This window comes from Ignavibacteriales bacterium, from assembly GCA_016214905.1.
Taxonomy (GTDB): Bacteria; Bacteroidota; Ignavibacteria; order UBA10030; family SZUA-254; genus PNNN01.
Map to the genome: position 1 here is coordinate 121,754 of JACRMQ010000007.1, position 26,635 is coordinate 148,388.

Here is a 26,635-nt window from a genome sequence, read left to right on the forward strand (position 1 = left end):
ATAAGCAACTATGGCTGAGCATGTATGCCCCTGGTGGGTTGGATATTTTCTGGCAAGTCCGCTAAGAAAATTATTTCATAAACCGGAACAAATCGTATCTCCATATCTGAAAAAAGGAATGACCGTTCTCGAAGTTGGACCCGGGATGGGATTCTTCACGCTTCCGATAGCGAAATTGGTTGGTCCGCAGGGTAAAATTGTTTGCGTCGATGTTCAAGAAAAAATGATCAAGAGTTTGATACGGCGTGGAACCCGTGCCGGACTCTCAGAAAGAATTATCACACGAATTACATCTGGTGATTCGCTACAAGTCAGTGATTTTTTTAACAGAGTTGACTTTGCACTTTTGTTCGCGGTTATTCATGAGGTTTCTGACCAAGAAAAACTTTTACGTGAAGTGCATGCCTCTCTGAAAGATAAATCACTTGTTCTTATCTCCGAACCTAAAGGTCATGTAACATCAGATGAATTCAATCAAACTCTGGTAGTCGCAAAATGTGTTGGCTTCGATATTGCTGCTATGCCAGAAATTAAAAGAGGTCGCAACGCATTACTTAGAAAAAAATAGGTTGTTCAGAAATGCCCAGCCCTTAAATTACTTGTTGGAGATTTTGGAAGAGGGATATACCGTAGATATTCTTTCGATTAATCGTCGGAGAGAAGTATACAAGTAATGTGAATATTAAATAATCTTCTTATCTACCACAGATTACACTGAAAAAGCACAGATCCGACACAGATTATTTTCGTGATCGGCATATTATCAAGCTCCTGTTTTGCGATAAGGCTTTGTTCCGATAACTTTTAGATAGTCGAAAAAATAAAAACGCCGCATCAAGTGAATGATGCGGCGCTGACTATTTACTTAAGAAATATTATTACCGTCCGTGACATGAAATACACGATTTCCCGCTCTTTGAAGTATGGGCAGTCGATACTGCATCAAGCTTCGATTGCTTTTTACTTGTTTTAGTGGGATGAGCCAGCGGTGTAACCTTGTATGATGGTTCTGGTGATACCGCCGCGAATGTTGTTTTCCCCAGTATAGTGCTAACAGTAAGCGATGCTGTTGCCTGTAAAGGAAGTGGATTTTCTGAAACACCAACGCTCAACCCACTTTGTTCGGGGATAATTTTCCCGGTGTGCAACCGCGAGTAGGCAGTTCCAGTTCCGGCATACATTGAAAGGAATTGTCCTGTTTGGCTGAATGACCCAATCACGTTACCATTTACTTTGAGTGACCACGAATTGACAATACAATAATCCGGACTGCCGGGTGTTGTTGAATTGTCGGATGGCCAGGTATCCCGAATCGTAAGGATCCATGTTCCGGCAATCGATTCACCATTAAATATTTGAAGCGACTGAGCTGTTGATCTCGGGCTGGCACTTCCGTGCTGGCTGTTCGGGGATTCGGAATTATACCAGAAGATTAAATTTGCCAACCAGTCATTCCAATCGAATACTTGAACGTGAACAGTTTTTCCTGTTTCCACGTGTGTCAAATCAAGTTCAATATCACCGCGATAATGATGTGTAATGTTGGCATACACATCGAGGTCCTCGATAGTTGTGTTATCTGCAACGGTCATAGTACTTGTTACCGTAATAAGCCCCCAACCACCGTTGCCGTTTGGATCGTAACCAATCGAACGATCGAGCGGTATGGGATCGGTTTTGTTATACTGCGATCCGGCACTACCGCCGCTTGTTGCGGCAAAATTCCATTCCGAGAGTTTGTTAACTACCGCTTGTGTGTACTGTGTATACGCCGGTGTGACAATCGCATTAAACTGTTGAGCTCCTCCAACTGTAATTGTAGAACTCGCCGGTGTGACTGAAAGCGTCTTTCCGGTCAGCGAGATCGATGCGAGCGATGGCAATGTTGAAGAATGTGGCAAATGACAATCTGTACAGAGCGCACTCAGAGTTACTCCTGTATGTGTTGGCGCTGCAACATTGGAACCATTATGACACCTTAGACAGAAATCGTTTCTTGTCCCCGTCCATGGTTGTGTGATATTTTGCGGATCAATCAACAGATTTGTTGTATGATTAAGCAGATGCGGATCGTGGCAATTGCGGCAGAAAACATGCCCATCGGTTGTGCTGAGACTGTCCGGATCGACGTGGCTCGACCGGCTGGTAATGCTTCCACCTAAATATGCAACACGAATATTCTCCATATATCTATTGCTGTAGCTGACATTCGCTCCTCCACCATGACATCCATAGCAGTTGTTTTCTTCATTTCCATCAAGATAGAAATTCGAGAAAAATTTAATCGGTTGTTGATGTCCGTTCGATTGATCGTGGCAGGAATGGCAGCCATCTCCGAGTCCATACCCAGTATGCGCGTTGGTACTTGTTAAGAATGGACGCTTGTCTGATGCAATTTGTCCGCCGAGGCGATACTGCGAATCGGGATTATTGCCATCGTGGCATTTCAAGCACCAGGTTGTTCGGTTATTCCCGATAGATGTGGAATCATTTCGTACACCCGCACTGTCCGGTACAGCTCTCAAGTTTACAACTCCATTAGCGTGTTGGTCGGGATAATCGTTATGACAAATCAAACAATTATTATCGGCGGGTGTAGATAAATTTCCGCTTGAATTGAACGTCAATGGATGATGCGGCTTGCTCGATGAGAAATCTGTTCCTATTGGTCTGCGAGAACCCATTGCAGATTGATGACATCCCAAACAATTTGGACCACCCCCCGCGCCGGAGAAGCCCACGTCGTGCGGATGGCATGTTGTGCAATTTGTGCCGTTGTTATGAGGTTGACCGGTTCCATCTTTTCGGTGATATGCTGTTGTGGTGTGACAAACCTCGCACACACCATCGCGTGTTGCGTCGCCATCGGCGAATGAATTTGCACCCGAAGTAGCCATTAGCTTTACCGAACGTCCGTTGATATTCGTTTTAACAAGTTTCGAATATGCGGAACCGTAGGATCTTTCTTGTTCCTGATGATGCGGATTATGACATGTGGTGCATGCTAATCCGCGATGAGATTCAGCCGCGGGTGCGGTTGAACCGTTGTGGCAACTTAAGCATTTATCGTTAAGCGTAGCCGGTTGATTGGGCGCATTGTATCCAAAATGGCAATCAGCACAGAGATTTGATAATTTTGTTGAATCTCCATGCGGCGCATCGACACTTAATATACTGGATGGTGTTTGTGCCAACGCAAATACCGACGCGATAAGGATGAGTGAGCTGATTAAAATTATTCTTCGTGATTGCATGGGTCCCGTCCTTATTTAAGAAATACCATTTTGTTTGTTTGGGAATATTTATCTCCCACCTGAAGGTGATAGAAATATATTCCCGAGGCAACCTGCGCACCGGCGCTGTTTCTGCCGTTCCACTCTATCGTGTACATTCCGCCTTTATAATCTTCGCTTGCCAGTACAATCACTTCGCGTCCAACGATATCATAAATTTTTAATGTTACCCATCCCGGCTCCGGCAGCGAAAATTTTATCTGCGTTGCAGGATTGAATGGATTTGGAAAATTTTGTTCAAGAGAATATTTTTGAGGTAATCCAGATGGGTCAATTTTAACATCCGTAGTTGTTTCAATCGAATATTCTTTTATGTCGGAACCTGCAGTTGAAGCAATGAATAAATTATTTTTTTCAGAAATTGTTACACCGGCAGGAACTCTGAATTGAACCGCGTGTTTACCGTCTCTCCCAAGAAATCCAATATGGTTGCCTTTATTGTCAAAAATCTGCAGGTGGTTCAAACCCGCGTCGGAGATATAAATTCTATCATCACTGTCTGTGGCAATTCCACTCATTCGCGCAAATGTTCCCACAAACTGCCAAACTCCATCGGTTTGTTTGATGTGTTCACCGAAACCCCTTAAGAATTGTCCGTTTTTCGAAAACACCTGAACCCTTGAATTACCGGCATCAGCAACAAAAATTTCATCTGCCGTTTTGCTTATAGATATTCCGATGGGAAAACGTAACTGTCCCGGATTGTTACCAATCATTCCGATATAAGATTGAACCTCTCCGGCTGCGTTCATAACGGTAACCCGGTGCATTTCACGTTCAACAATAAAAACCGATCCGTCGCCATCTACCGCCAAATCTACAACCGATTGAAATGAGATTCCATGTTGAGAGGAACGATCTATTATAGTTCCAGATTGATCCAGCGTGAGAACATCGTTGCTTGTTCCGACAAGAATATTACCGTCGCTTTTAAAGGCAACGCTCGTGGGAGGTACTTCAAGCGAGATTGCTCTTTGTAGCCGGTGCGCTTCATCGTACAATGAAATTTGTTTTCTGTGAATGTCCGCAACGGCAATTGTTCCGGTTTGGCTTACGGTTACATCAATAGGGCGGAAAAGCTGATGATTCCATGAGCTTTTCAGTGTTATTGGCACACCTGCCGATGTTAAAGATGCCGATAAAATTATTAGATAAAATATATTTTTCAATCGTTTCATAATATCACCCGTTATTTGTTATGGCAGGTTATACATAGAAGTCCCTGGTCTGTTGTTTTTCGTAAGAAAGGAAAAACAATTGGGTTGTGCGGATCATGACAGGACGGACACTCTAACCGACTATTGAATAAAAGTTTTTGTGAAACAGTTCCACCCAAACCACTCGGTTTAGAATCGGGATTAAATAAATCACCTCGTAAGACATCCGGGTGCGAACCATCATATACTATGCTCACAGGATGATCGTTGGTTAGATCTCGGCCGGATGCTCCACCGTATCCTTGACCAATATTCGCACCGGGAAATGATGCGAACGGACTTCCCGGATAATAAACATCTCCTAATTTTGTATATCCACCGGCCATTTGAGGTTGTCCAAGACTCGATGGGTTCAACAACATGTTCATCGGAGTAGAACCATCGTGGCAACTCAAGCACATCAATGAATAACTCCCGCTAAGATCGCTGTTAGAGGGAACACCCATCGTGGGAGATGAATACATTGAAAAAATTGCGTCGCTGGGATTCGATTTATTCCATAGTGGTTTAATAGCACCCTGTGGAGTGTGCGGTGTATGGCAAAAAATACAAACCTGTTTCTCGTTTGTGCTTTGCCATTTTGTTGCACCATCGTTTAAACTCGATAAATCGTGTTTTGACTTAATTACGCTTTGGCATAAAACGATCTGCGAAGCAACGAGAATTCCTATAACGATCTTCTGTAATCGCATAACAATTTTAATAAAATTTATAATAACTATGGTTGTTTTGGGGTGACTCTTATCCACGGTATACCCTCAATTATTATACCACAAGGAAAATCCGAAAAAACAACTGTTTATTGCGGTTCTCTCCTAAGTAATTGAGTTCTATACCCCACCGTGGGTTATATAACACAAACGATTTTATGAGATATGAGAAAAGATAATCGATTTACTCATTTTGGAGTGCGCAATCGGTTAGCTTCCGGGATTTGAATTGATCGTTTTAAAGACCGGAAATTAAATTGTAATCCTATTGAAACTTTGGTTTTTCTTTTTTATCTCTATCTTCTTAAAAACAAAAACGCCCCATTTAGGACGGGGCGTTGATTCTAATTGGAGGTATTGCTACTCATCTGCGGTTTCGCTCACAGCATCCTTTTCTATCGAAACCCTTACCGCGACCTTTCATGTGTCGACCCTCTCCTTTCATTCCGGATAATCCTCGTGGTCCTGCGCCACCGCCTAATTTCATCGAATGGTTCTTCCAGATTTTTTGTTGCTCAGGTGTAAGAATTTTGTTCACACCGAACCAAAAATTAAGATGATTCATTTTCATTTCGTTTTGCAATTTCGAAATTTCATTTATCTTTGATTCTATTTTGCTTTGACTTGGAGAATCTTCGTTCATAAAATCACGCATGTCGATTCTTAATGTTTGGATATTTGATCGTATATCGATTTGCTTTTTCTGCATCTCAGATCTCAGAGATTCGAATTGTTTTTCCTGGTCGGGTTTTAATTCTAATTTCTCAATTATCATTCCCCTGCCAAACGCAGGTCTGCCGAATGGTGCGTCATCATCGTTCCAGCTCGGTTGCGCTGTTGTCAGCGATGCTGCTATCAACATAAAAAAAAGTATTTGCTTCATTCCTTTTTTCCTTTAATGGTTAATTTATTTGCTCTGTTATCTTAGATTACTCAATCCACACAAAGTTTAATTATCGATTATTCAAATAATTTTTAATACTGACAGATTTTTCGTATCTTATTTCAGTCAAATAATCAATCGCCTCGGGTAATAGATACCTGAGGCGTTTTTATTCTCTTATCCCTCATACATTTCGGGCTTGATTATTGATTGATTTTTTAATGAATTATTGATATAAATAGGCATAAAGCACAAATGAATTTTAATAAAAACATTAGAAATATAGCAATTATAGCACACGTCGATCATGGAAAAACGACTCTCGTTGATCACATGCTCAGGCAAACCGGCACGTTCAGAGCAAATCAAGAAGTTGTTAAGCGGGTGATGGACTCTAACGAACTTGAGCGCGAAAAAGGGATCACTATTCTTGCAAAAAACACCGCTGTGTTTTATAAACATAAAGACTCAAACGCTGAAGACACTGTAACAAAGATAAATATTGTTGATACGCCGGGACATACAGATTTCGCCGGTGAAGTTGAACGAACATTAAAGATGGTAGAAGGGGTTCTTTTACTCGTTGATTCCGCCGAGGGTCCGCTTCCCGGTACAAAATTCGTCTTAAAAAAATCACTTGATTTACATTTACAACCGATCGTTGTCATAAATAAAATCGACAGAAAAGATGCGCGTCCACACGAAGTTTTGGATGAAGTGTTTGAATTATTTCTTTCACTCGGAGCCGATAATCAGCAGCTCGACTTTCCAATTATATATGCAATTTCAAAACAGGGGATAGCAAAGAATGAACTTGATGAAGAGAATGTCAATCTTGACCCGTTGTTCGATGCTATAATCAATAAGATACCGCCGCCGCCGAGCAATCTTGATAAATCTTTCAAGATGCTGGTTACCACGATTGATTATAATGATTATTTAGGGCGCCTCGGTATCGGAAGAATCGAGCAGGGTACTATCCGGCTCGGCGGTCCGATGAAGGTTGTGCGCCGTGACGGCACAATAGAAGATGCACGCGTTACAAAAATATATACTTTTGCGGGATTGAAACGAGTTGAAGTAGAAGAAGCAAGTGCGGGCGATATTATAGCACTCGCAGGCATGGAAGATGTTGATATTGGAGAAACTATTGCCGACGCCGCGGATCCGTCCCCTCTTCCTTTCGTTGCAATCGAAGAACCGACTCTGTCGATGAATTTTGTCGTGAATAATTCTCCGTTAGCCGGTCAGGAAGGTAAGTATGTTACAACCAGAAATTTAGGAGAGCGTTTAGCGCGCGAACTTCGTTCTAATGTAAGCTTGCGGGTCGAACTCACGGATAATCCCGACACATTTAAAATTAGTGGTCGGGGGGAATTACACCTCGCAATATTGATTGAAACAATGCGGCGCGAAGGTTTCGAATTTCAGGTTTCCGCACCGGAAGTAATCTACAAACGAATCGACGATGTGTTGTGCGAACCGATGGAACATGTTATTATAGATGTTCCCGATGAATTTGTCGGCATTATAATTGAAAACCTCGGTTCCCGAAAAGGTGTGATGAAAAATCTTCTGCAGATGCAGGGAAATTCACGTGTTGAATTTTTAGTACCTGCCCGTGGGTTGTTGGGATTCCGTTCCGAATTTATGACCGACACAAAAGGAACCGGAATACTTCACCACAACTTTCACGGTTACGAACCGTTCAAAGGTGAAATCTCCACCCGTCATAAAGGAGCGATAGTTCAGCTCGAAGACGGTATGGCAACAGGTTATGCCATGTGGAAGCTTCAGGAAAGAATCAGATTTTTTATTGAACCTGGAGTTCGTGTTTATAAAGGAATGATTGTGGGTGAAAATGCCCGTGAAGAAGATGTCATTGTTAATGTTTGCAAGACCAAACAACTTACAAATATGCGGGCAAGCGGCGCTGATGAGGCAATCCGACTCGAACCACCGCATATTCATACACTTGAACAAGCGATTGAATGGATTTCTAACGATGAATATATCGAAGTAACTCCGAAATCCCTTCGACTCAGAAAAAAATATCTCGATCATAACGAACGGCTGCGAATGTCGAAGAAAAAAGCCGAATCAATTTATGTCGAGTAAAATCGGTTAAAAATGAAAATGTCCCGAGGGGATACTTTTAGCACAAAATTAAAAATATTCCTTAATTCAACACTCCAATAATCTATTTTGCATGACCTTCTCTGAGCGAACCAACTGGCACCTGCAACAAAATAAATTAACAGAGTTATTTGATTCTATGCGTAAGAGTGGCCGACATATTTTAGATCTAACTGTTTCCAATCCAACAGAGTGTGGTTTTATCTATCCTGAAAAAGAGATTTTATCTTCTTTTGAAAACCACTTATCGATGGTGTACGATCCCAACCCCCGTGGACTTCTCAGCGCTCGCCAATCTGTTTCCGAATATTATCAGCAAAAAAATATTACTGTTGATCCTTCGAATATATTTCTAACAACAAGCACAAGCGAGGCGTATTCGATTGCATTTAAATTATTGTGTAATCCAGGCGATTCAGTTCTTGTTCCAAAACCGTCGTATCCCCTCTTCGAATATCTTGCACAAATAAACGATGTTAAACTTCAACATTACAATCTTCGGTATGACGATGAATGGTGTCTTGATATTGAATCATTAAATAATTTAATGATCGAAAATATTGGAAAGATTAAAGCAATCGTCATTGTCAATCCTCATAATCCGACAGGAATGTTTCTGAAGAAAGATGAGTACGATGCGATAAAAGAATTTGCCCGCCAGCATAGCTTGGCATTAATTGTTGATGAAGTTTTCATCGATTATGCTTTTGAAGATGATGAGCGTAGAATCTCATCAACAGCAAATGAAACCGAAGTATTGACATTCACTCTAAACGGTATTTCTAAGATGATCGGATTGCCGCAGATGAAGTTGGGCTGGTTAGTTGTGAGCGGTAAGTCGTCGGTGGTGAGTGAGGCGGCCGCACGATTGGAAATAATTTGTGATACATTTCTATCTGTGAATACTCCTGTTCAGGTTGCACTACCTAAATTGTTGACCGAAGAAAAAAATATTCAGAACCAAATCCTTAATCGTGTTAAATCAAACTACAACACACTACTCACAACTCACAACTCACAACCCACATCTCAATCCTCCCCACTTTTATCCGAAGGCGGTTGGTATGGCATCATCCGCGTTCCTCGTACAAAATCGGACGAAGAGTGGGCTTTGCAACTGCTTGAAAAGAAAGGCGTTTACGTTTACCCAGGGTATTTCTTCGACTTCCAGAATGAGGGGTATCTTGTTATAAGTTTATTGGTGGAAAATTCTATTTTCCAGAAGGCGGTAAGTGGGATTGTGGATCATGTCTCCACCGCCTAATCAACCAACACTCCATTAATCCATTACTCCAGTTTCACATCACTTATCCAAGTTGTTCCACATATTGCACTGTACGGACATTTCGAGCATTCATCTTCTAAAAATTCTGTCGGCACAAACGGCTGATTGATATTCAATATTTCATCCACAAGTTTGAAAATAACTTGTTTGATCGAATCAAATATTTTCACAGGTGAAATGTCATCGTCGCCAATCGGAACCTCAATTTCTTCATTAAGCCGATTCCGTCCAAGAAAAAGATAAGCAGGTATGATATTCTCAAGCGGTGTGCCTGTTTGCTGATTATATAAAAGCATATAGATCGGCAGTTGAAACGAGCCGATAGCATCGCGATATGTTTCTCTATTATTGATATCCAATTTATCGAATCGGATTCTAACACTTTCATCATCTTTGCTCGTTTTATAATCAATAATATAAACCATGTTGCTGCGAAGTTCGATTCTATCAACCTTACCTACAAATGTAATTCCTTTCGTTTCAACTGTGAATTTCTTCTCCAGATCTTTTATAATTATTTCTGATTTTTGTAACATGGGAATCTGATATTCTTCGACAAACTGCCACAGGTGATTTACAATTTGTGTGTGCATCATGAAAGTCGGTCCCAGCCAATCTTTCCCATAAACTTCTTCCATCTTCCGGGCGATGATTTCTTCTAATCGATCTCGTGTAAGTTTTTCTATTTTCTTTCCCAAAAAGGGTTTGAAATATTCCTCCAACACCGTGTGAATAAGAATGCCGACGTCCAACGCGTCTATCTCATCGCTGACTTCTGTTTTCTCGCGCAGCCGAAGAACATTCTGATAATAAAATTTCAACTGACACGCAAGATACGTATCAAGCAGAGAGGCGCTGTATTTGATTGTTCGAAGATGTTGTACAATTTCTTTTGTTTTAGCGATCGCTTTGGGCTTGGGATTTTCTAATTTTACTCCAAATCGTATAGTTTTTTCAAATGGAGTCAGCTTATCGGTTTTTGTTTCCTGCTGTTTTTGCCATAACAGTTTCTGGACAAATCTGCTTTTTTCTTTTTTACCGTCTTTCTGATTCTCGGTATAATATAGATGAACTTCCTTGGCGCTCTTCACGACTAAATCAAAATAATATTCAACCAATTTTTCGCGGTCATGGTATGTTTCAAGTCCCAACATTTTTCTAATGTGCTGCGGAAGAAGCATATCTTCGCCCGGTTTGCCCGGAACAATATCATCGTTCGCGTTTATAAAATACAGGGTGTCGAATGCCAGATTGCGTGTTTCTAAAAGTCCAAGTACCTGCAATCCGCGAAGCGGTGTCCCATGGAACGGGACAGTTTCACTTTCAAGAAAATGCTGCAGAAATATTATATATCCTGAGGGTTCATTGAATTTTTCATTCTTCACCAAGGAATGAGCAACCTGGTCGAGCACTTCCATTAACTTCTGAACATACGGTTTGAAATATGGGTGTAGGTTCGCCGTGCTTTCGGTGAATATATAATTGAGAACCTCAATCGCTCTTTGAGCAAAATCGCCTATTGATTTTATATCAACAAATTTTCGGATTGTATTATCGTGAATCGATTTTATTTGAGATTTTAACTTCTCAATATTAACACCTTCAACGATTCCCGCCAATGCTTTCGTGCAACCATCAAAAAATTCATCGTCACCTTCAATTGACTCAAGCGACAATAATACTTTTGATTTTTCTTCGGCAAGATATTTTTCAAGCTGATGAAACATAATCCGCGTAACATCTGAACGCTGCTCATATCGGATGTTCTTCACGTACGGATGAAGAATCACACGAAGATATGATGATGCCGAAAATTTATTGTTGAATGCAGTTGCAATCAACTCCAACAAATTACTCAGAAAACCGTAAGCCGGCGTGCGTTTAATCGGGTAACCGAGCGCGATGTTATATGTTTCCTCTTTTAATAACGACAATGGAAAATGTATTGCGGGAAATAAAGCTTCGAATGACGGCAACACAACCGCGGTGTGGTGATCGATCTCGTTTCCATTCTCTGTTCGTTTCTGGATTTCTGCTGCTAGCGCGTAAATTTGTCCGTGCGTATCGGAAGCTTTGTAAAAATGGAAATCCGGCTCGTTGTTTTTTACCGAATAATTTTCTTCCGGCTTCACATCAAAGCCGAGCATCTTCAACCGCTCATTCAATCCAATCCCGTATTGAAAAATAAATTTTACATTGCTCTTCTTTTGCAATCCTTCAATTATTTTCTTTTCAACATTCGTAAAGGCATAAAAGCCGGCGAGGATAATTTTATCATGAGACGAGAAATCAATCTTTTCAATTTCATTAGCGACGGTGCGATATATCATTGAGCGTATTACAAAACCACGTCGTTCTATTTCTTCATAAAAATTTTTGAAGTACTCGGCAAGCGAATGAAACTTGGCAAATTCAATATTCTGTAAAACTTCTTTAACCCTTCTCGCTGTTTGATTCGCCATCATAACTTCTTCTAATTCACCCAAAAGCTTCAAAGCAACCGGGAAGAAATTATCGAACGAATCGTAATGTGAACGACCAAGTCGCTGTTCTGTTTTTTTGTGAACATCGAACAAAATTGCAACCGCATCTATTGACTCCAATGTTTGCTGACGATAGCCGAGAACATCTCTAAATAGGTACTCGTTAAACTCGTCCATTGAAAATATTTTTGGCGGGAAAAAGCTTGTATTTTCGCGCTCTGCAAGCGTTTTTCTTAGAAAGTGCGACGGTCGTTTTCCGGGGAAAACTATCACCTGACGTGAATAATCTTTATCGTTGGCGGCCAATTCCGCCGCTAAAACATCGATAAGGTTTTCCTGAGCTGATATAATTTTTATACTGCTCATTTTACCTCCCGCACTTTCTTCAGATCGACGTATGCGATTGCTCCACGAATTTTCTTACCGTAATATTTCTCTGCAAGAATTTTCATGTACTCTTTCACCTGATTCGAGTGCTCGCCATTCTCCGAACCTGTTTTAAAATCAATCACGGTTACAATATCTGAATCAACATTTATTCTGTCGATACGAAACAATGCACCTGTTGGACTTACAATCTCTTGTTCTGTCAGAACAATTCTGTTTGGACGAGCGGTAAAATATTCTTTTACATCATCAGCATTTATAAATTTATGAATGAGATTATAAGTATCATCCACATTAAATTCCTGATGATGCATGAACTTAATATTTTCTATTGCGGCTTTTATTTGTTCTTCAAGAGATTTACCGATGAAATTAATTTGCGCCAGTATGGCATGTATAAAATCGCCGCGCTTTGTTTCTTCCAAACCGATCTTTGAAAAACTTTTCGTCTGCGAAATACCCCGTGTTCTCGGGAAAATAATTGCCGCTTCTTTTTCTTCTTCTTCCTTAACCTTATCGGCGTTTGTGCGTTTACCGATTACGAATCCGTCTGCTGGTAAAAATTTTGACGGCTCTTCTGATTTTTTTTGGATTGATACAACATACATTTCTTTTTCTGCCCGTGTCATAGCCACATATAATTTATTCAGATCATCAAGCTTGCGAAGAGTTTCTTTCTCCTTATACCTATCCGAAAGCACATTGTTAAACTCCGACTCTTTCTTTGTAACATGCATTAGTTGAATTCCATCTTCACCCTCTTTGATAACCATAGAATCTGTGTGCGGCTTCGTGTCATAAAACAAACTTATCACAATCGGAAAGCCGAGCCCTTTTGCTTTATGAATCGTCATAACAGTTACGGCGTTTTCACTTGGCGGAACCGCGATGTTCCACATCTCTTCTTCTGAATCGTCATCTGAAAAAGAGAGAAAATCTTTCAAGCTCAAACTGCCGCGTCCCTCATAAGCATTTATTATCTCCAACAATTTTACAAGCGTTGCAGCTTCATCCGGGAAATTTTCAAACAAATTAAATTTTTTATAAACTTCCGCTATCAAATCATAAAGCGGAAGATAGCCGACCATGTTGAAAAGATGCTCGAAGTTTTTCTCCCACAATTGCGGATATTGCTCACGGAAATATGTATAAAGCGCCTGATGCGATTTGCCGTTTCTACTGCATTCAAAAAGAAATGTGCGGAAATCGGACGAATCTTCGGTTTTTTTCAATTCTTCCGATAAGACGTCGCTCAATAAAAACGAAGCGAATGAAAGATCGTCGATCGGTGAATCGAGAAATTTTAAGAGCGATAAAATCTCTCCGACAATCTTTCGTTTGCGTATATCGAGACTGCTGTGCGAAAGGAATTTTATTTCTTCGGCGTTAAGCCAGCCGCTCACGGCAATCACATATTTATTCTGCGGAGTGAGGATTGCTATATCTCCAAGTTTGTAACCGCGACTTTCGCAATCTTGGATTATTTCAATAATCGCTTGCCGCTCCGGTGGAGAATCGGTTTCTTCTTCCGGCTCATCAAACTTCTTTACTTCAACATAACCTTTGCCGCGTGCATTCTGCATAACTTCTTGTTTGTACGAAACAAGTCCGCTGAGGTCCGCAATTTCTTTTTGAATTTGCTGCGGACCGATTTCATGAAATACCTTTTTCGCAAACTCCACCACCGCTTCCGAGCTGCGATAGTTTGTATCCAATTCCTTTCTGTTGCATAGAGCCGACGGGAATTCTTCTTTTTCCCTCATTCGCGCCATTATTTGCCAGTCGCCGCCGCGAAATGAAAATATCGCTTGCTTCGTGTCTCCAACAAGAAACAGCGTTCCTCCCTTTCCTAAAGATTCTTCAACAAGCGGTCTGAGCGCTGTCCATTGAATCGGCGATGTATCTTGAAATTCGTCGATCAGAAAATGGTAAATCTGTTCACCCAAAGAAAAATAAATTTCTGGAAGATTCATTTCAGATATTTTCGATGCAAGCATTTTTGTAGCTTCGCTCAACGCTACCTCGCCGCGTTCTCTCCGCACTTTCTCTATTATTCCGAGAAGATATTGATTCACCTCAACGAACGGCTGATAATATTGAAGCGACGCCATAAGATAATATTCTCCAACTATCTTCAACAATTCCCTTTGCATCTCCTCAATTTTTTCCTTAAACGCGGGGAAATTATTTTCCTTGGAAGTTAGCAAAGCTTTCTGATCCAACGTTCTTCCTATGAGCAAATTAAAATCACCGCTATGTGCAAAATCGATAATGCTTTGAAAATTTTTTGTCGGATTAAAATTACTCTTCGCTATAGCATCGCCGATTGAGATCAGCTCATTTAATATTTTATCACGGAGTTCTTCAATAAGACCATCTTGCGTTTTAGAGACTGATTGGCCCGCATGAGAACTGAGACGCTTATAAATGTTTTTCACTTCTCTTGAAAGTTTCTCATTCGGATTCCAGAGAAACTTTTTATCAAAGCTTTGATTGCGGTTGATAATTTCTATTATCTGCTGAAAGATTTTTCTCTTATCAGAATCGTATCCTAATTCTTGAGCAAGATGTTCAAACGCTTCATCAAGAATTATATCTGAGTTAAGTATGACATCGAATGAAGGCGGCAGACCGAACTCTAACGCCGAGACTTTCATAATCCGCGACAAAAAGCTATCGATTGTTTGCACCTGAAAATCTGAATAGTTATCGAGTATCCGGTCAACCTCCGCCCGCGAACGTTCTATGAGGTTCTCAGCATCGAGCCCGACTTTTTTCATTTCCTGCAATGTTTTCGCATCGCCAAATGAAGCTTTCTTTAAAGATTCCACAACCTTTTGTTTCATCTGGAGTGCGGCATTGTTTGTAAAAGTAATAGCGAGAATATTTTTGAGGCGGTTGTTTGGAATATTATCCGAGAGAAGCAATCGAATAAACCGCATGGTAAGCTGGGTTGTTTTGCCTGAACCTGCAGACGCGGAAACGAGTGTGAAGTTTGAATCTATGTTTTGTGATTTCTTACTCATGCAATGTGAAATGTAAGAAAATTTTGAGTGATATAGAATTCTAAACAATGCCGGCACGCTGCTGTGAGGGTCTGAGGTTAACTTATAAGTTCTTTATTGTCACTCCCGCGTGTTTTAAGCGGGAGTCCAGCGCTCAGATTTTACCAGATTTCTGGATTCCCGATAGAAGCATTCGGGAATGACATTACTTTTTTATCAGCTTCAAGACTAACAAGAATTTCGCACGCCTCGCAATTTTGACATGTTCTAAGATTTTCAGTATACTAGGCGAAGTTACTGAGAGAATGAACTTTGTTTGATATATAGTATCTGTAAAAGGAAAAACGAATATAAAATTGCCGCTGCAAAATGGAAACACTTGGCAAAAAATATGACCTCAAAGATTATCTAATCTGAAATGGCAAATAGATGGAAAATACCGAAATCTATTGAGCAAAAAATTAGAAAACGGGATACACGGTGTGTTTATTGCGGAACAAACTTTGCTTCTAACGCTAAGGAAAGAGCAACGTGGGAACACATTGATAACGATGCAGGCAATATTTCAGAAGAGAATATTTGTTTATGCTGTAATTCATGTAACGCCAGTAAAAGAACGATACATCTACAAGTCTGGCTGAAATCTCACTATTGTCTGAACAATAATATTAACGAACGGACCGTTGCAAAAATTGTCCGACTCAATCTTGGTATCAGATAGACGATTACCGTGGGCTCGTAACTGGTTGTGCCAGCTTCACCAAAAAAGAAAATCCTTAAATGAAACCAATATTTTTTCCATCCCAATCAGAATTTAGAAAGTGGTTAGAAAAAAACTACAAGAAGAAAACCGAGTTATTGGTTGGTTATTACAAAGTGGACAGCGGCAAACCGAGCATGACATGGTCCCAATCTGTTGATGAAGCGCTTTGTTTTGGCTGGATAGATGGAATCCGCAGATCAATCGACAAAGAGAGTTACTGCATTCGCTTCACGCCAAGAAAATTGTCAAGCAACTGGAGTGCAATAAATATTCAAAAAGTTAAAACACTAATCAAACAAGGGCTAATGCGGCAAGCAGGGCTTGAGGCATTTAGTCATCGTAAGAAAGATAAATCAAAAACCTACAGTTTCGAAAACGCCGCCCAAAAATTTACCGAAAGTTTTGAAACCAAATTTAAGTCGAACAAAAAGGGGTGGGATTTCTTTAAAGCACAGCCGCCGTCATACCAAAAAATGGTTATCCATTGGATTATGTCTGCCAAGCAGGAATCAACTCAGTTTACCCGTCTCGAAAAAACTATCACCGAAAGTAAAAAACAAAAACGGCTTTATTAAAAACTAATGCTATGCAGTTCGATAGTATATTTTTTATTTAGCCATTTGTTATAATCTTGTGGAACTCAACCCCCTTTAAGTTCCCCCTTCTCTAAAATTAGAGAAGGGGGATGGGGGATGAGTTCAATAAAACATAGTAATGGCATTGTCGATTGTCAATATTGCGGAACGTCAGTGAATAAATAAAAACAGAGTAATATAAAACATCGGTTGTTGAAGCGCCGCGGAAATTCTCAGAATTATTGAGCCAGCCGAAATCCGCCGGTATTACTTTGCATCTTAATTACATACCTGATAACAAAAACTTTGTTCCCCTGTGGGCTCAAAGGAAGGGCTGCAGAAGTTCCTTGAAAATTGCACTCCAGAAAACAACTCATCATTGAATTCGCTAAAATCTGAAAATTCTTACACTTTTTGGTTTTATTTATGCAAATATTTATGAAACCTCCTTCATAATATTTCGTAAGTTGTGAAAGAAAGGATAATTTCATGGATATCATATCAGACCTCGGAGAAATGGCATTTGCAAGCCGCCTAAGGAGACTTGGAGAGCGACTTGCCAAAGATGTAACTCTCCTCTATCACAAACTTGACATAGATTTTGAAGCACGCTGGTTCTCGGTTTTTTACAGCTTGCATTGTTACTCTCCGATTACAGTTACAGGATTAGCCGACTCGCTTGGTATCAGCCATACCGGTGTCAAACAACTCGCGAGAGAAATGGCAGAGAAAAAACTTGTCACATGGTCAAAAGGGAAAGACGACAAACGGCAGCAATTGATTTCACTGACTGCAAAAGGGAAAGAAATAGCTCAACAGTTGTTGCCCGTATGGGAAGAAGTACGCAAAGCAACTAAAGAACTTCTTGATACCACGGATTGCAACATGCTGGGTGGATTGAAAAATATTGAGCAACAGTTAGATCAGCGAAACATGTACGAAAGAGTTTGGTTTCAGTTAAAAGGTTCATTACCCGGTGAAATTGAGATACACGAGTACAGCCCCGCTATGAAAAAATATTTCAAGTCGTTGAATTACGAATGGCTCGAAGAAAATTTTACGATTGAGAAAGCCGACAATAGGTTGCTTTCAGATCCCAATACAAGAATTGTCAAAAGGGGCGGTGCAGTTCTCTTCGCTTCGCTTGAAGGCGACGTTGTAGGAACATGCGCTTTAATTAAACACCGCAATGGGGTCTTCGAATTAGCTAAAATGGCAGTTACAAAAAAATATCAGGGGCGCGGTATCGGGAAAAAACTGATTATTGCAATCATTGATAAAGCAAAGACGTTAGGCGCTTCAGAACTTTACCTGCAAACGAATGCAAAACTCAAATCAGCTAATTATCTCTATAACAAGTTAGGGTTTATAAAGACAACCGCGGCTTCATTTATCAGAAAAAAATACCGCCGATCTACATTCGTAATGAAATTAGACTTAACTAATCTGAAAACAATTTAAACACCAACAGCATTAAAGAATATTTTTGAAGGGAATTTATATGCGAACAAACAGCATCAACAAAAACAGCAATATGTGGAGTACTTTGATTCTTATTGTAGTACTTCTACTTGTTGTTCCGATATATTCACCAGCACAGCAACCCACTATCGATAGTAAAACACAAGGAACTGTAATCGATTCGATATGTTTGACACTCAATGATGTTTATGTCTTTCCGGATGTGGCAAAGAAAATGGAACAACTACTTCGGAAAAATTTTAAGGACGGTAAATATAAAAATACTGCTAACCTTATGGAGTTTACCGATCAATTAACAACCGATTTACAATCGATAAGCCATGATAAGCACTTACGTGTTAGGCCTCTACCACCGCGTGATCCCGGCAGTTCAACTCAGCCGTCAGCCGAAGAGGAACGAAAAGGACAATTAGAGCGACTCCACAAGGATAACTTCGGATTTAAGAAGATCGAAATTTTGCCAGGTAACATTGGTTATATTGATTTTCGTTTCTTCGCTGAAACGAGTGTCGGAGACGCTAGTGCGACTGCAATCGCAGCAATGAATTTCTTAGCTCATGTCGATGCGATTATTTTCGATCTAAGACATAATGGCGGTGGCAGTCCCTCGATGATTCAGCTCATCAGTAGTTATCTATTCGATGAACCGGTTCACCTTAACAGTTTCTATATTCGCAAAACAAACGAAACTCAACAGTTTTGGACACAGGGGCATGTCCAGGGTAAAAAATTAATCAATGTGCCGGTCTACGTGCTAACAAGCAGTTTTACGTTTTCCGGTGCTGAGGAGTTCACTTACAATATCAAGAATCTAAAACGCGGAACAATTATTGGAGAAACAACGGGTGGCGGTGCTCATCCTGTTGAGGGACATACTTTCGAAAACTTGCCTGTACTCGTAACCGTTTCTTTTGGCCGCGCGGTAAATCCAATAACAAACACTAATTGGGAAGGAACCGGTGTAGAGCCAGACATAAAAGTTACGTCAGATCAAGCATTAATTGTTGCACGAACCGAAGCTTTAAAAAAACTAATGGAGAACGAGAAAGACGATGGAAAGAAAAAACAGTTTGCATGGGGAATAGCAGGGCTTGAAGCAGAAAGGAATCCCATTACGGTTGATGAGAAGACATTACAAACTTACGTCGGTGAATACGGACCGAGAAAAGTGATGTTTGAAAATGGTAATCTTTTTTATCAGCGGGAAGGGAGACCGAAATACAAATTAATCCCAATGGGAGATGATACTTTCGCACTTGATGGAATGGATACTTTTAGAGTAAAATTTAAACGTGACAGCTCGGGGAAAGTTATTGAATTTGTCGGGATGTACAGTGATGGCATGACAGATTCAAATCAAAAAAGCGACAAATAAGTTATTGAAGAAATGCCAAACGCAACAAACCTCAGAAGGAGTAAGTCATGATTACGAAGGTTTATAAAACAAATCTAATAACTATAACTGTGGTGTTATTCCTTTTATTGCAATGCCTTTTAAAAACAGCATTGATCGCTGAAGTAAGTTTTAAACCTTTTAAAACGACAACACCCCCTATCATAGACGGTAGTTTGGATGATGCAGTATGGCAATCGACTCAGAAGGTTACAGGATTTAAAACTTTCCAACCTGATTTTGGGAAAGATATGTCGGTAAATACAGATGCATATTTAGCGTACGATGAAGAGAATCTTTATTTTGCATTTAAGTGTTACGAATCGGAACCGGATAAGATAAAAGCAAATGTATCCGGTAGAGATAGAATGACCGGAGATGATCATGTTTGTTTGAATCTCGATACCTTTGGAGATCAACAAACGTTAACATGCTTTTATGTCAATCCACTCGGTATACAGGGAGATAGTAAAGCTACATCTAATAGCGAAGATTTTAGTTTCGATGCGGTTTGGGAGAGTGCGGGAAAGATTGATGTTGATGGATACAGTATCGAAATTTGCATTCCCTTGAAAAGTATTCGCTATTCGGATCAAGATCCAACTACAATGAGATTGACGATACAACGAAAGGTAACTCTAAGACAGGAAAACGGAACATTGCCTCCGCTTGATCCGAAGATTGGTGGAAATTTTGTTGTTCAGGGTGCAACTGTGAATTACGAAGGATTGAAACATTATACATTGTTTGAATTGCTTCCGGCGTACACTTATACTCATAGGGAGACTATGGAGCAGGGTTCTCTTGTTCCTGAAGAACGTAAAGGCAATATCAGCTTAAATGCAAAGTATGGATTAACACAGAATCTAATACTCGATGGAACATATAATCCGGATTTCAGTCAGATTGAAGCAGATGCCGGACAGGTAGATGTTAATCTTAGATATGAAATTTATTATCCTGAGACGAGACCGTTTTTTCTTGAAGGAAATGAAAATTTTCAAATGTCGAATGGACCGACGATTATTCATACAAGAAAAATTGTTGATCCATTAGCCGGTGCAAAAGTTACAGGTAAGATAGCAGACGGACAAACAATTGCTGCAATGTACGCAATTGACGAATTGAATCCTTTGGAATATCCTGACCAGCAATATGCACATTTCGGGATTTTCAGATATAAGGGAGATATCGGCAATGGGAATTATTTAGGAGGGCTTGTTGCAGATAAAGAGATGAAGGGACATTATAATAGAGCAGTGGCAGTAGACGGGCAATACAGATTAACACCCGGTTCCACTTTATCAATTCTTGGTTCTTATACGAAAACTTACGATGAAGCAACTGTAACCGATAATAACGGACATGCATTATGTATGAATTTTAATAATTTTGACCGTAACTTAAATTACGGTGTAAATTATGAAAAAATATCTGAAAACTATTCGGCAGAAATGGGGCAGATGTACCGTACAGGATATTCTGGAATCGGCGGTTACTTTGGTCCACGTTTGTATTTTGACTCAAGTGTAGTTCTGAATATTATGCCCCAGATTTCAACTTATCATTTACGAGATGATCTGAGCCAGATGTGGGAAAATAGTTACAGTGCTCATATAAATGGTACGTTCGTTAATAGAATAAATGCGTGTGCAGGATATGAGTGGAGTACAGAAGTTTATCAGTTACAGAAATTCAATACAGACAATATGCATTCTTCATTCAGTATGCAAGCGACAAGAGAATTGAATATAAATCTGATTGGGAATTACAGAAATGCTATTCGTTATGTAAATGATCCTTATCCGGGTTATGGCTGGGGTGCGAGCGCTGGAGTAAGTTATCAACCGATATCTAATATCGCTATTTCTTTATCTTACAATTATTCTGATTTCTATCGTAAATCTGATGATAAGAAGATATTTAACTATTCAATTTATAGAGTAAGGTCAACATATCAAGTAAACAAATACTTATTCTTCAGATGTGTTGTTGAGTATAACGATTATCGCAAGAGGTTGTTTACAGATTTTCTTGCATCATTTACATACATACCGGGTACGGTATTTTATCTTGGCTATGGATCAATATTCCAGAAAACTCAATGGGAAACCGACCGATATGTACCCAGCAATAGATTTCTAGAAACAAAAAGAGGATTGTTCCTTAAAGTATCCTACTTGTGGAGAATGTGAGAATCGAATCGTGTCTGAAACGTGCAAACCTTGAATGGAAGGATTGAATACTTCTTAATTAAAGTTTTGCCCCGATGGCTCGGGGAAAGCGATAGAATTTGTCGGGATGTATGGGGGTGCGTGACAGATTTAAATCAAAGAACAGAAAAGTAATACTATGTATGAGTTTCGGTTTAAGAACAATGATGGTTTTAAAATAACAAACAAGTAGTATCTTGTAAAGTTGCAGTATTTATTTAGGTATTATATTTTAGTTCGAATCACAGTTCTTTAACAATTCTGATGAGGATAATTATGAGAAGATTAGTTTTTCTGCTACTTACTTTTATTACAGCTAGCTATTTACATTCACAGCAAGATGGTGAAGATATTTCTTTGGGAAAATATCGTGTGTTGCACTCAAAGATTCTCAATGAAGATAGAACACTTCTTGTAGCTTTACCGGACGAGCATGAAAATTCCAGCATTTCCTTCCCTGTATTATATCTACTCTACGGTGATCAGGTGAAGGGATATTTTGCGGAGGTTGTTAATGTTATAGATCGTCTCAGCGGAGCCGGTGAAATACCACCGTTGATTATTGTGGGTGTAGCGAATAAAGACAGGTACCGTGACTGTCTTCCCCTACAGCAAAACGGTACTCCGGGCGGTGCAGAAAAATTTCTTAGATTTTTTAAGGAAGAACTGAATCCATTCATCAACTCAAATTATCGGACTAAGAACTTTAATATCCTCGCGGGACCGCAAGCCGGAGCTGCGTTCGGTCTATATTCACTACTCGAAAAATCTGACCTTTTTGGAGCACTCATGGTAACAAATCCGTTTTGGATTGAGTATACACGCTCATATTTTCTTGAGCGAACGGAAAAATATACTCGTTCAGACTCTATTCAAAAGAAGTTCATGTTTATCACATACTGGGATAAAGAAGGATGGCAAGATCATCGTGGGGCGGTTAAAGCATTAAACAGTTTTTCAGAATTATTCAGCAAACAAAAATCCACAGATTTTGTCATGCATCTCAATTACATCCCGGACAATAAAGATTTTGTGCCTCCAATCGGTTTGAAGGAAGGGCTGCGGAAGTATTTTCAAAATTATAATCCCTCAAACTATTCAGAATTGAATACACTTTCGGATATTCAAAAATATTACCTTGCTCTTTCGAAAGAGTACGGTTTCGAGGTTGATATCCCGGAGATGATATTGGTTCGCAAAAGCGATGACCTACAGAATAGTGGAAATTTGAGCGAGGTCAAGAACATCCTCAATCATATTCTTAGCACTAATCCCGTATCGTTAAATGCCTTATCGAGAATGGCTAATTTACATCGGACGCTTGGAGAATACGATATTTCTATCAGTTACTTTAAGAAGTTATGTCAGATTAAACAAGAACCTTTCTTTGAGCGGCAGCTCCAATTATTGTTAAAGTTCAAAGATGAATCGGCGGTTTACATCTTAGAACCGATTCTAAATTCTTCAGGGACTGAAGCTATGTTTTTCAAGTATCGCGATCTTAAAAACTATCAGCAGAATAAAAGAAAGTTTGACGAAAGAGAATTTAATTCCTGGGGATATCGGTTATTGCAAAGAAGTGAAAATGAAAAAGCAATAGAAGTATTTAAATTGAATGCAGAGCTCTACTCGGAATCTGCAAATGTGTACGACAGTTTAGGCGAGGCATACATAAAAGCCGGCAACAAAGAACTTGCTATCAAGAATTATAAGAAATCGTTGATGTTGAATCCCGACAATGACAATACCAAAAAGATGTTGGAACGGCTGCAGAAGTAAAAAGTATTACATCATCGAAGAGTTGAGACTGAAATATCAAAAAAAAGAATTATAATGAAAAGAACAGTACTGATCTATTGCCTGCTTGCGTTCCTCATCTCTTGGTCGGCAAAATTCATCTTTTGTGCAGAGGATCTGGGATGGATAGTCACTGTAGTACCAAAAGGTGTCCTGCAACTAATCGCTTCCTACGGTCCTTCCCTTGCAGGTCTTATCGTATACTATCTCGAATTTCACGGGAAAGAGTGGATAGCTGTGATGCATAGCCTGACACGGGTGAATGTTCGGATGAGATGGTACCTTTTTGCCCTGTTCTTTGAGCTGGCATCATTTATTCTCATCGTCCTGTTTGCAAATCTTACCGGATATCGGGACATCTCTTTCATATCTGATGAGATATCAAACAGCATCCTCATGTTCTTTGTCAATACGTTTACACTTACCCTCCTGACAGGATTAGGAGAAGAGATCGGATGGAGGGGTTTTCTTTTACCAAAGCTACAATCACGATTCCCGGTAATCACGGCTGCCCTTATCCTTGCATTCATCAATAGCTTGTGGCATCTCAGGACCGATTTACTTTCCCTATTAATGAGGGGAGATATCCACGGATTTATCATCGGGTACTTCCCTGACATGGGACTAAGGATCCTTATATCCGTTCCGATCGTATTCATCATGGTGTACCTGTTTAATAAAACTGGAGGAAGTCTTTTTATCATGATCCTCTACCATGGTTCAGCTAATGCTTCCTGGGAGTGGGTGAAACAGGTGACAAGAATCCCTGATCCTTCGTACTTACTACCGTTATGGACCGTATTCCTATGGCTGACAGCCATCCTTTTTGTTCCTGCCCTGCTACAGCAGGCAAGAAATAAGGAGCTTGTTACCTGCATCTTTCAGCCAAAACAGTCATCGACTCCTGATCAATGAGAATGATTATATTCCTGCTGGTAATATGGAGCTTCATCCTGACGGTACGGAAATCACCTTTATATCCTTGCGGGACGGCCATTATGAGATTTATACCAATGGATGGCCGATGGAGGTAAATCATTGCCGTTAGCTCTAACAGAAAATGGCCACAATGAAGGTGCAGCATGGTCTCCTGACGGAAAAAGAATAGCATTCACCAGCACACGCTCCGGGAGTTTTGATATATGGATAATGGATGTGGATATTGAACGAGTAAAGAAGGAACTCCGGGGGTTAAACAAATGAAACCAAAACTCTCTTGAAAGTCATTATTACTACTGCTCATTATGAATATTCTATTGTAGATTATTTATTAAAACCATTTTCATTTGAGGGGTTTCTGAAATCAGTAAATAAACTAATTCAAAAAGAGGAGAAACTTGCTCAGATTTAATCTGACCTCAACTCCTACCAAGCGCTCCGTTTATAAATCTGACGAAAGGATACAAATCTTTGTAAATATCTACAACTTTCTTAAGAAATATTTCATCCAAACATTCATCAACCTTCCACTCAACGCCTGTATAAAACTGTTTATACTTCAACCACTCCCCCATCAAATGATCGCGCGAATACCCAAGTGGAATACGCTGTAACTTTTCACCCTGCATCGCACCAAACCGTTTCACAAACTTTGTGTTTTGTATGATACCAAGAAATTGTTTGGATTGCTCGGCTATCGCTTCACGGATCTTCTTTAACTGATCTTTATCGGGCATGTAAAATCCACCGCCAACATAAATACCATCGGGAGAAATTTCCAAATAAAACCCAGCGCTCTCTTGCCAATGTCCTTTTATGTGAAACACCGCGGCAACATGTGTCTTGTACGGAGTTTTATCTTTGCTGAAGCGTGTGTCTTTATATATGCGAAACATGCCGCGCTTTGGATTAACATCGATCTCCGGCGCCAGCTTAGACATCGGCAGCTTCAGCGAGGCAATCAAACATTGCATCGGGAATTTTGCAAAGTTTTCATATTCAGATTTATGTTCCGCAAACCAAGCGCGGTTGTTGTTCTTCTTCAATTGCTTGAAAAATTTTATTCCTTCGGCAGGAAATCCCTCGAATGGCGGATAAATTTCATCGTCTAATATTAATTCTTTAATCATTATTATTCCTCAGTAGCTATTCTAACAAAACCGTTTGCTTTTTTCAAAAGATTCTGGGCTTGTTTGGCTGTAACGCTTCGTTTTATCATAACGATTGCTGTTTTCACGTGTCCGCTCGCTTTTGCTAAATATCTTGCGGCTGTTTCATAATCCACTTTTGTAACCGTCATAATTACACGCTTGGCTCGTTCCTCGAGTTTTTTGCTGTTCATTTTTAAGTCAACCATCATGTTCTCATAGACCTTACCTAATCTAATCATCGCTGTGGTTGTAATCATATTCAGCACCATTTTTTGCGCTGTGCCTGATTTCATTCTGGTCGAACCGGCAAGAACTTCTGGACCAACATCTACACAAATTGAAATATCTAAATTATTTTTTAGATTCCGCATTTCCGGCCTACTTAGCAAGCGGCGTGGATTAGTTGTGATAAGAATAGTTTTCGTATGCAATTTTTTTGCTTCAGCCATTGCTGCCACCACGTATGGAGTTCGCATGCTGGCAGCTATACCACAAATTACATCGTTGCTTGTTGGGTGAACCTTTTTTAAATCTCTGATTGCCGCTTTAATATCATCCTCTGCACCCTCTTGCGATCTAAACACCGCAGATTTGCCGCCGGCAATAATACCTTGGACTGCTCGGGGATCGGCACCGAAAGTCGGCAGACATTCGGTTGCGTCAAGAATTCCAAGTCGTCCGCTTGTCCCGGCGCCAACGTATATCAATCTTCCGTTATTTTTAAAAGATTCGACAACCAATTTTACCGCCTCTTCAATGTGGAATAGTTCTTTGCCAACAGCGATGGCAACTTTTTTGTCTTCATTGTTGATCGTTGACAAAATATCTTTTACTGAAGATATATCTATTTTCATCGATTTCTTGTTGCGCTTCTCAGTTGAGAGTGTATTTAATTGTTTATATAATTTTTTTGAGTTGCTCAT

At 40.0% G+C, this 26,635-nt stretch carries 19 protein-coding genes; 11 read left to right on the forward strand and 8 right to left on the reverse strand.

The features are described from left to right. Window positions 1-10 precede the first annotated feature (10 nt). Window positions 11-568, forward strand: coding sequence for a class I SAM-dependent methyltransferase (locus tag HZB59_07780; protein MBI5021317.1), 558 nt, complete (start codon window positions 11-13; stop codon window positions 566-568). Window positions 569-878: 310 nt separating this feature from the next. On the opposite strand, the gene HZB59_07785 is transcribed toward HZB59_07780, so the two are convergent. From HZB59_07785 to HZB59_07800, 4 genes are all read right to left on the reverse strand, one after another. After that, complete coding sequence (locus HZB59_07785; protein MBI5021318.1) at window positions 879-3,254, reverse strand: proprotein convertase P-domain-containing protein; 2,376 nt, start codon at window positions 3,252-3,254, stop codon at window positions 879-881. Window positions 3,255-3,265: 11 nt separating this feature from the next. Further along, window positions 3,266-4,471, reverse strand: coding sequence for a T9SS type A sorting domain-containing protein (locus HZB59_07790; GenBank protein MBI5021319.1), 1,206 nt, complete (start codon window positions 4,469-4,471; stop codon window positions 3,266-3,268). A gap of 11 nt (window positions 4,472-4,482) precedes the next feature. Beyond that, a complete protein-coding gene (locus HZB59_07795) occupies window positions 4,483-5,202 on the reverse strand; it encodes a hypothetical protein (GenBank protein MBI5021320.1) in 720 nt (239 codons plus the stop codon). A gap of 382 nt (window positions 5,203-5,584) precedes the next feature. Next, the gene (locus tag HZB59_07800; protein MBI5021321.1) at window positions 5,585-6,103 is read right to left on the reverse strand and encodes a periplasmic heavy metal sensor; all 519 of its coding nucleotides are present in this window, start codon (window positions 6,101-6,103) and stop codon (window positions 5,585-5,587) included. 255 nt (window positions 6,104-6,358) lie between these two features. Between HZB59_07800 and typA the strand changes: the two genes are divergently transcribed. Both typA and HZB59_07810 read left to right on the forward strand, forming a co-directional pair. Continuing rightward, window positions 6,359-8,221: a translational GTPase TypA gene (gene typA / locus HZB59_07805; GenBank protein ID MBI5021322.1), complete on the forward strand. Its 1,863-nt coding sequence runs from the start codon at window positions 6,359-6,361 to the stop codon at window positions 8,219-8,221. Window positions 8,222-8,312: 91 nt separating this feature from the next. Next, the gene (locus HZB59_07810) at window positions 8,313-9,503 is read left to right on the forward strand and encodes a pyridoxal phosphate-dependent aminotransferase (protein MBI5021323.1); all 1,191 of its coding nucleotides are present in this window, start codon (window positions 8,313-8,315) and stop codon (window positions 9,501-9,503) included. A gap of 23 nt (window positions 9,504-9,526) precedes the next feature. Here HZB59_07810 and HZB59_07815 read toward each other — a convergent pair whose 3' ends face one another. Beyond that, complete coding sequence (locus HZB59_07815) at window positions 9,527-12,373, reverse strand: PD-(D/E)XK nuclease family protein (GenBank protein ID MBI5021324.1); 2,847 nt, start codon at window positions 12,371-12,373, stop codon at window positions 9,527-9,529. Further along, a complete protein-coding gene (locus tag HZB59_07820; GenBank protein ID MBI5021325.1) occupies window positions 12,370-15,420 on the reverse strand; it encodes a UvrD-helicase domain-containing protein in 3,051 nt (1,016 codons plus the stop codon). The genes HZB59_07815 and HZB59_07820 overlap by 4 nt, the downstream gene beginning before the upstream one ends. A gap of 428 nt (window positions 15,421-15,848) precedes the next feature. On the opposite strand from HZB59_07820, the gene HZB59_07825 reads away from it, so the two are divergent. The 8 genes from HZB59_07825 (at window position 15,849) to HZB59_07860 (ending at window position 24,825) form a co-directional block, all read left to right on the forward strand. Further along, window positions 15,849-16,040 carry a hypothetical protein gene (locus HZB59_07825; protein ID MBI5021326.1) on the forward strand — a complete coding sequence of 64 codons (192 nt, stop codon included), beginning with the start codon at window positions 15,849-15,851 and terminating at the stop codon, window positions 16,038-16,040. A 139-nt stretch (window positions 16,041-16,179) separates the two neighbouring features. Continuing rightward, complete coding sequence (locus tag HZB59_07830) at window positions 16,180-16,737, forward strand: YdeI/OmpD-associated family protein (GenBank protein ID MBI5021327.1); 558 nt, start codon at window positions 16,180-16,182, stop codon at window positions 16,735-16,737. Window positions 16,738-17,226: 489 nt separating this feature from the next. After that, on the forward strand, window positions 17,227-18,198 hold the full coding sequence (locus HZB59_07835; protein ID MBI5021328.1) for a bifunctional helix-turn-helix transcriptional regulator/GNAT family N-acetyltransferase: 972 nt from the start codon (window positions 17,227-17,229) through the stop codon (window positions 18,196-18,198). Between the two features lie 40 nt (window positions 18,199-18,238). Further along, window positions 18,239-19,594, forward strand: a complete 1,356-nt coding sequence (locus tag HZB59_07840) for a hypothetical protein (GenBank protein MBI5021329.1) — start codon at window positions 18,239-18,241, stop codon at window positions 19,592-19,594. 47 nt (window positions 19,595-19,641) lie between these two features. Continuing rightward, entirely contained in the window at window positions 19,642-21,807 is a 2,166-nt protein-coding gene (locus HZB59_07845) for a hypothetical protein (GenBank protein ID MBI5021330.1), read from the forward strand. 807 nt (window positions 21,808-22,614) lie between these two features. Continuing rightward, window positions 22,615-23,604: a tetratricopeptide repeat protein gene (locus HZB59_07850; GenBank protein ID MBI5021331.1), complete on the forward strand. Its 990-nt coding sequence runs from the start codon at window positions 22,615-22,617 to the stop codon at window positions 23,602-23,604. A 54-nt stretch (window positions 23,605-23,658) separates the two neighbouring features. After that, window positions 23,659-24,537 carry a CPBP family intramembrane metalloprotease gene (locus tag HZB59_07855; GenBank protein MBI5021332.1) on the forward strand — a complete coding sequence of 293 codons (879 nt, stop codon included), beginning with the start codon at window positions 23,659-23,661 and terminating at the stop codon, window positions 24,535-24,537. Between the two features lie 123 nt (window positions 24,538-24,660). Continuing rightward, the gene (locus HZB59_07860) at window positions 24,661-24,825 is read left to right on the forward strand and encodes a PD40 domain-containing protein (protein MBI5021333.1); all 165 of its coding nucleotides are present in this window, start codon (window positions 24,661-24,663) and stop codon (window positions 24,823-24,825) included. A 155-nt stretch (window positions 24,826-24,980) separates the two neighbouring features. Here HZB59_07860 and HZB59_07865 read toward each other — a convergent pair whose 3' ends face one another. Together HZB59_07865 and murQ are read right to left on the reverse strand one after the other, a co-directional pair. Beyond that, window positions 24,981-25,691: a DUF2461 domain-containing protein gene (locus tag HZB59_07865; protein MBI5021334.1), complete on the reverse strand. Its 711-nt coding sequence runs from the start codon at window positions 25,689-25,691 to the stop codon at window positions 24,981-24,983. Window positions 25,692-25,693: 2 nt separating this feature from the next. Continuing rightward, window positions 25,694-26,635 carry an N-acetylmuramic acid 6-phosphate etherase gene (murQ, locus tag HZB59_07870; GenBank protein ID MBI5021335.1) on the reverse strand — a complete coding sequence of 314 codons (942 nt, stop codon included), beginning with the start codon at window positions 26,633-26,635 and terminating at the stop codon, window positions 25,694-25,696.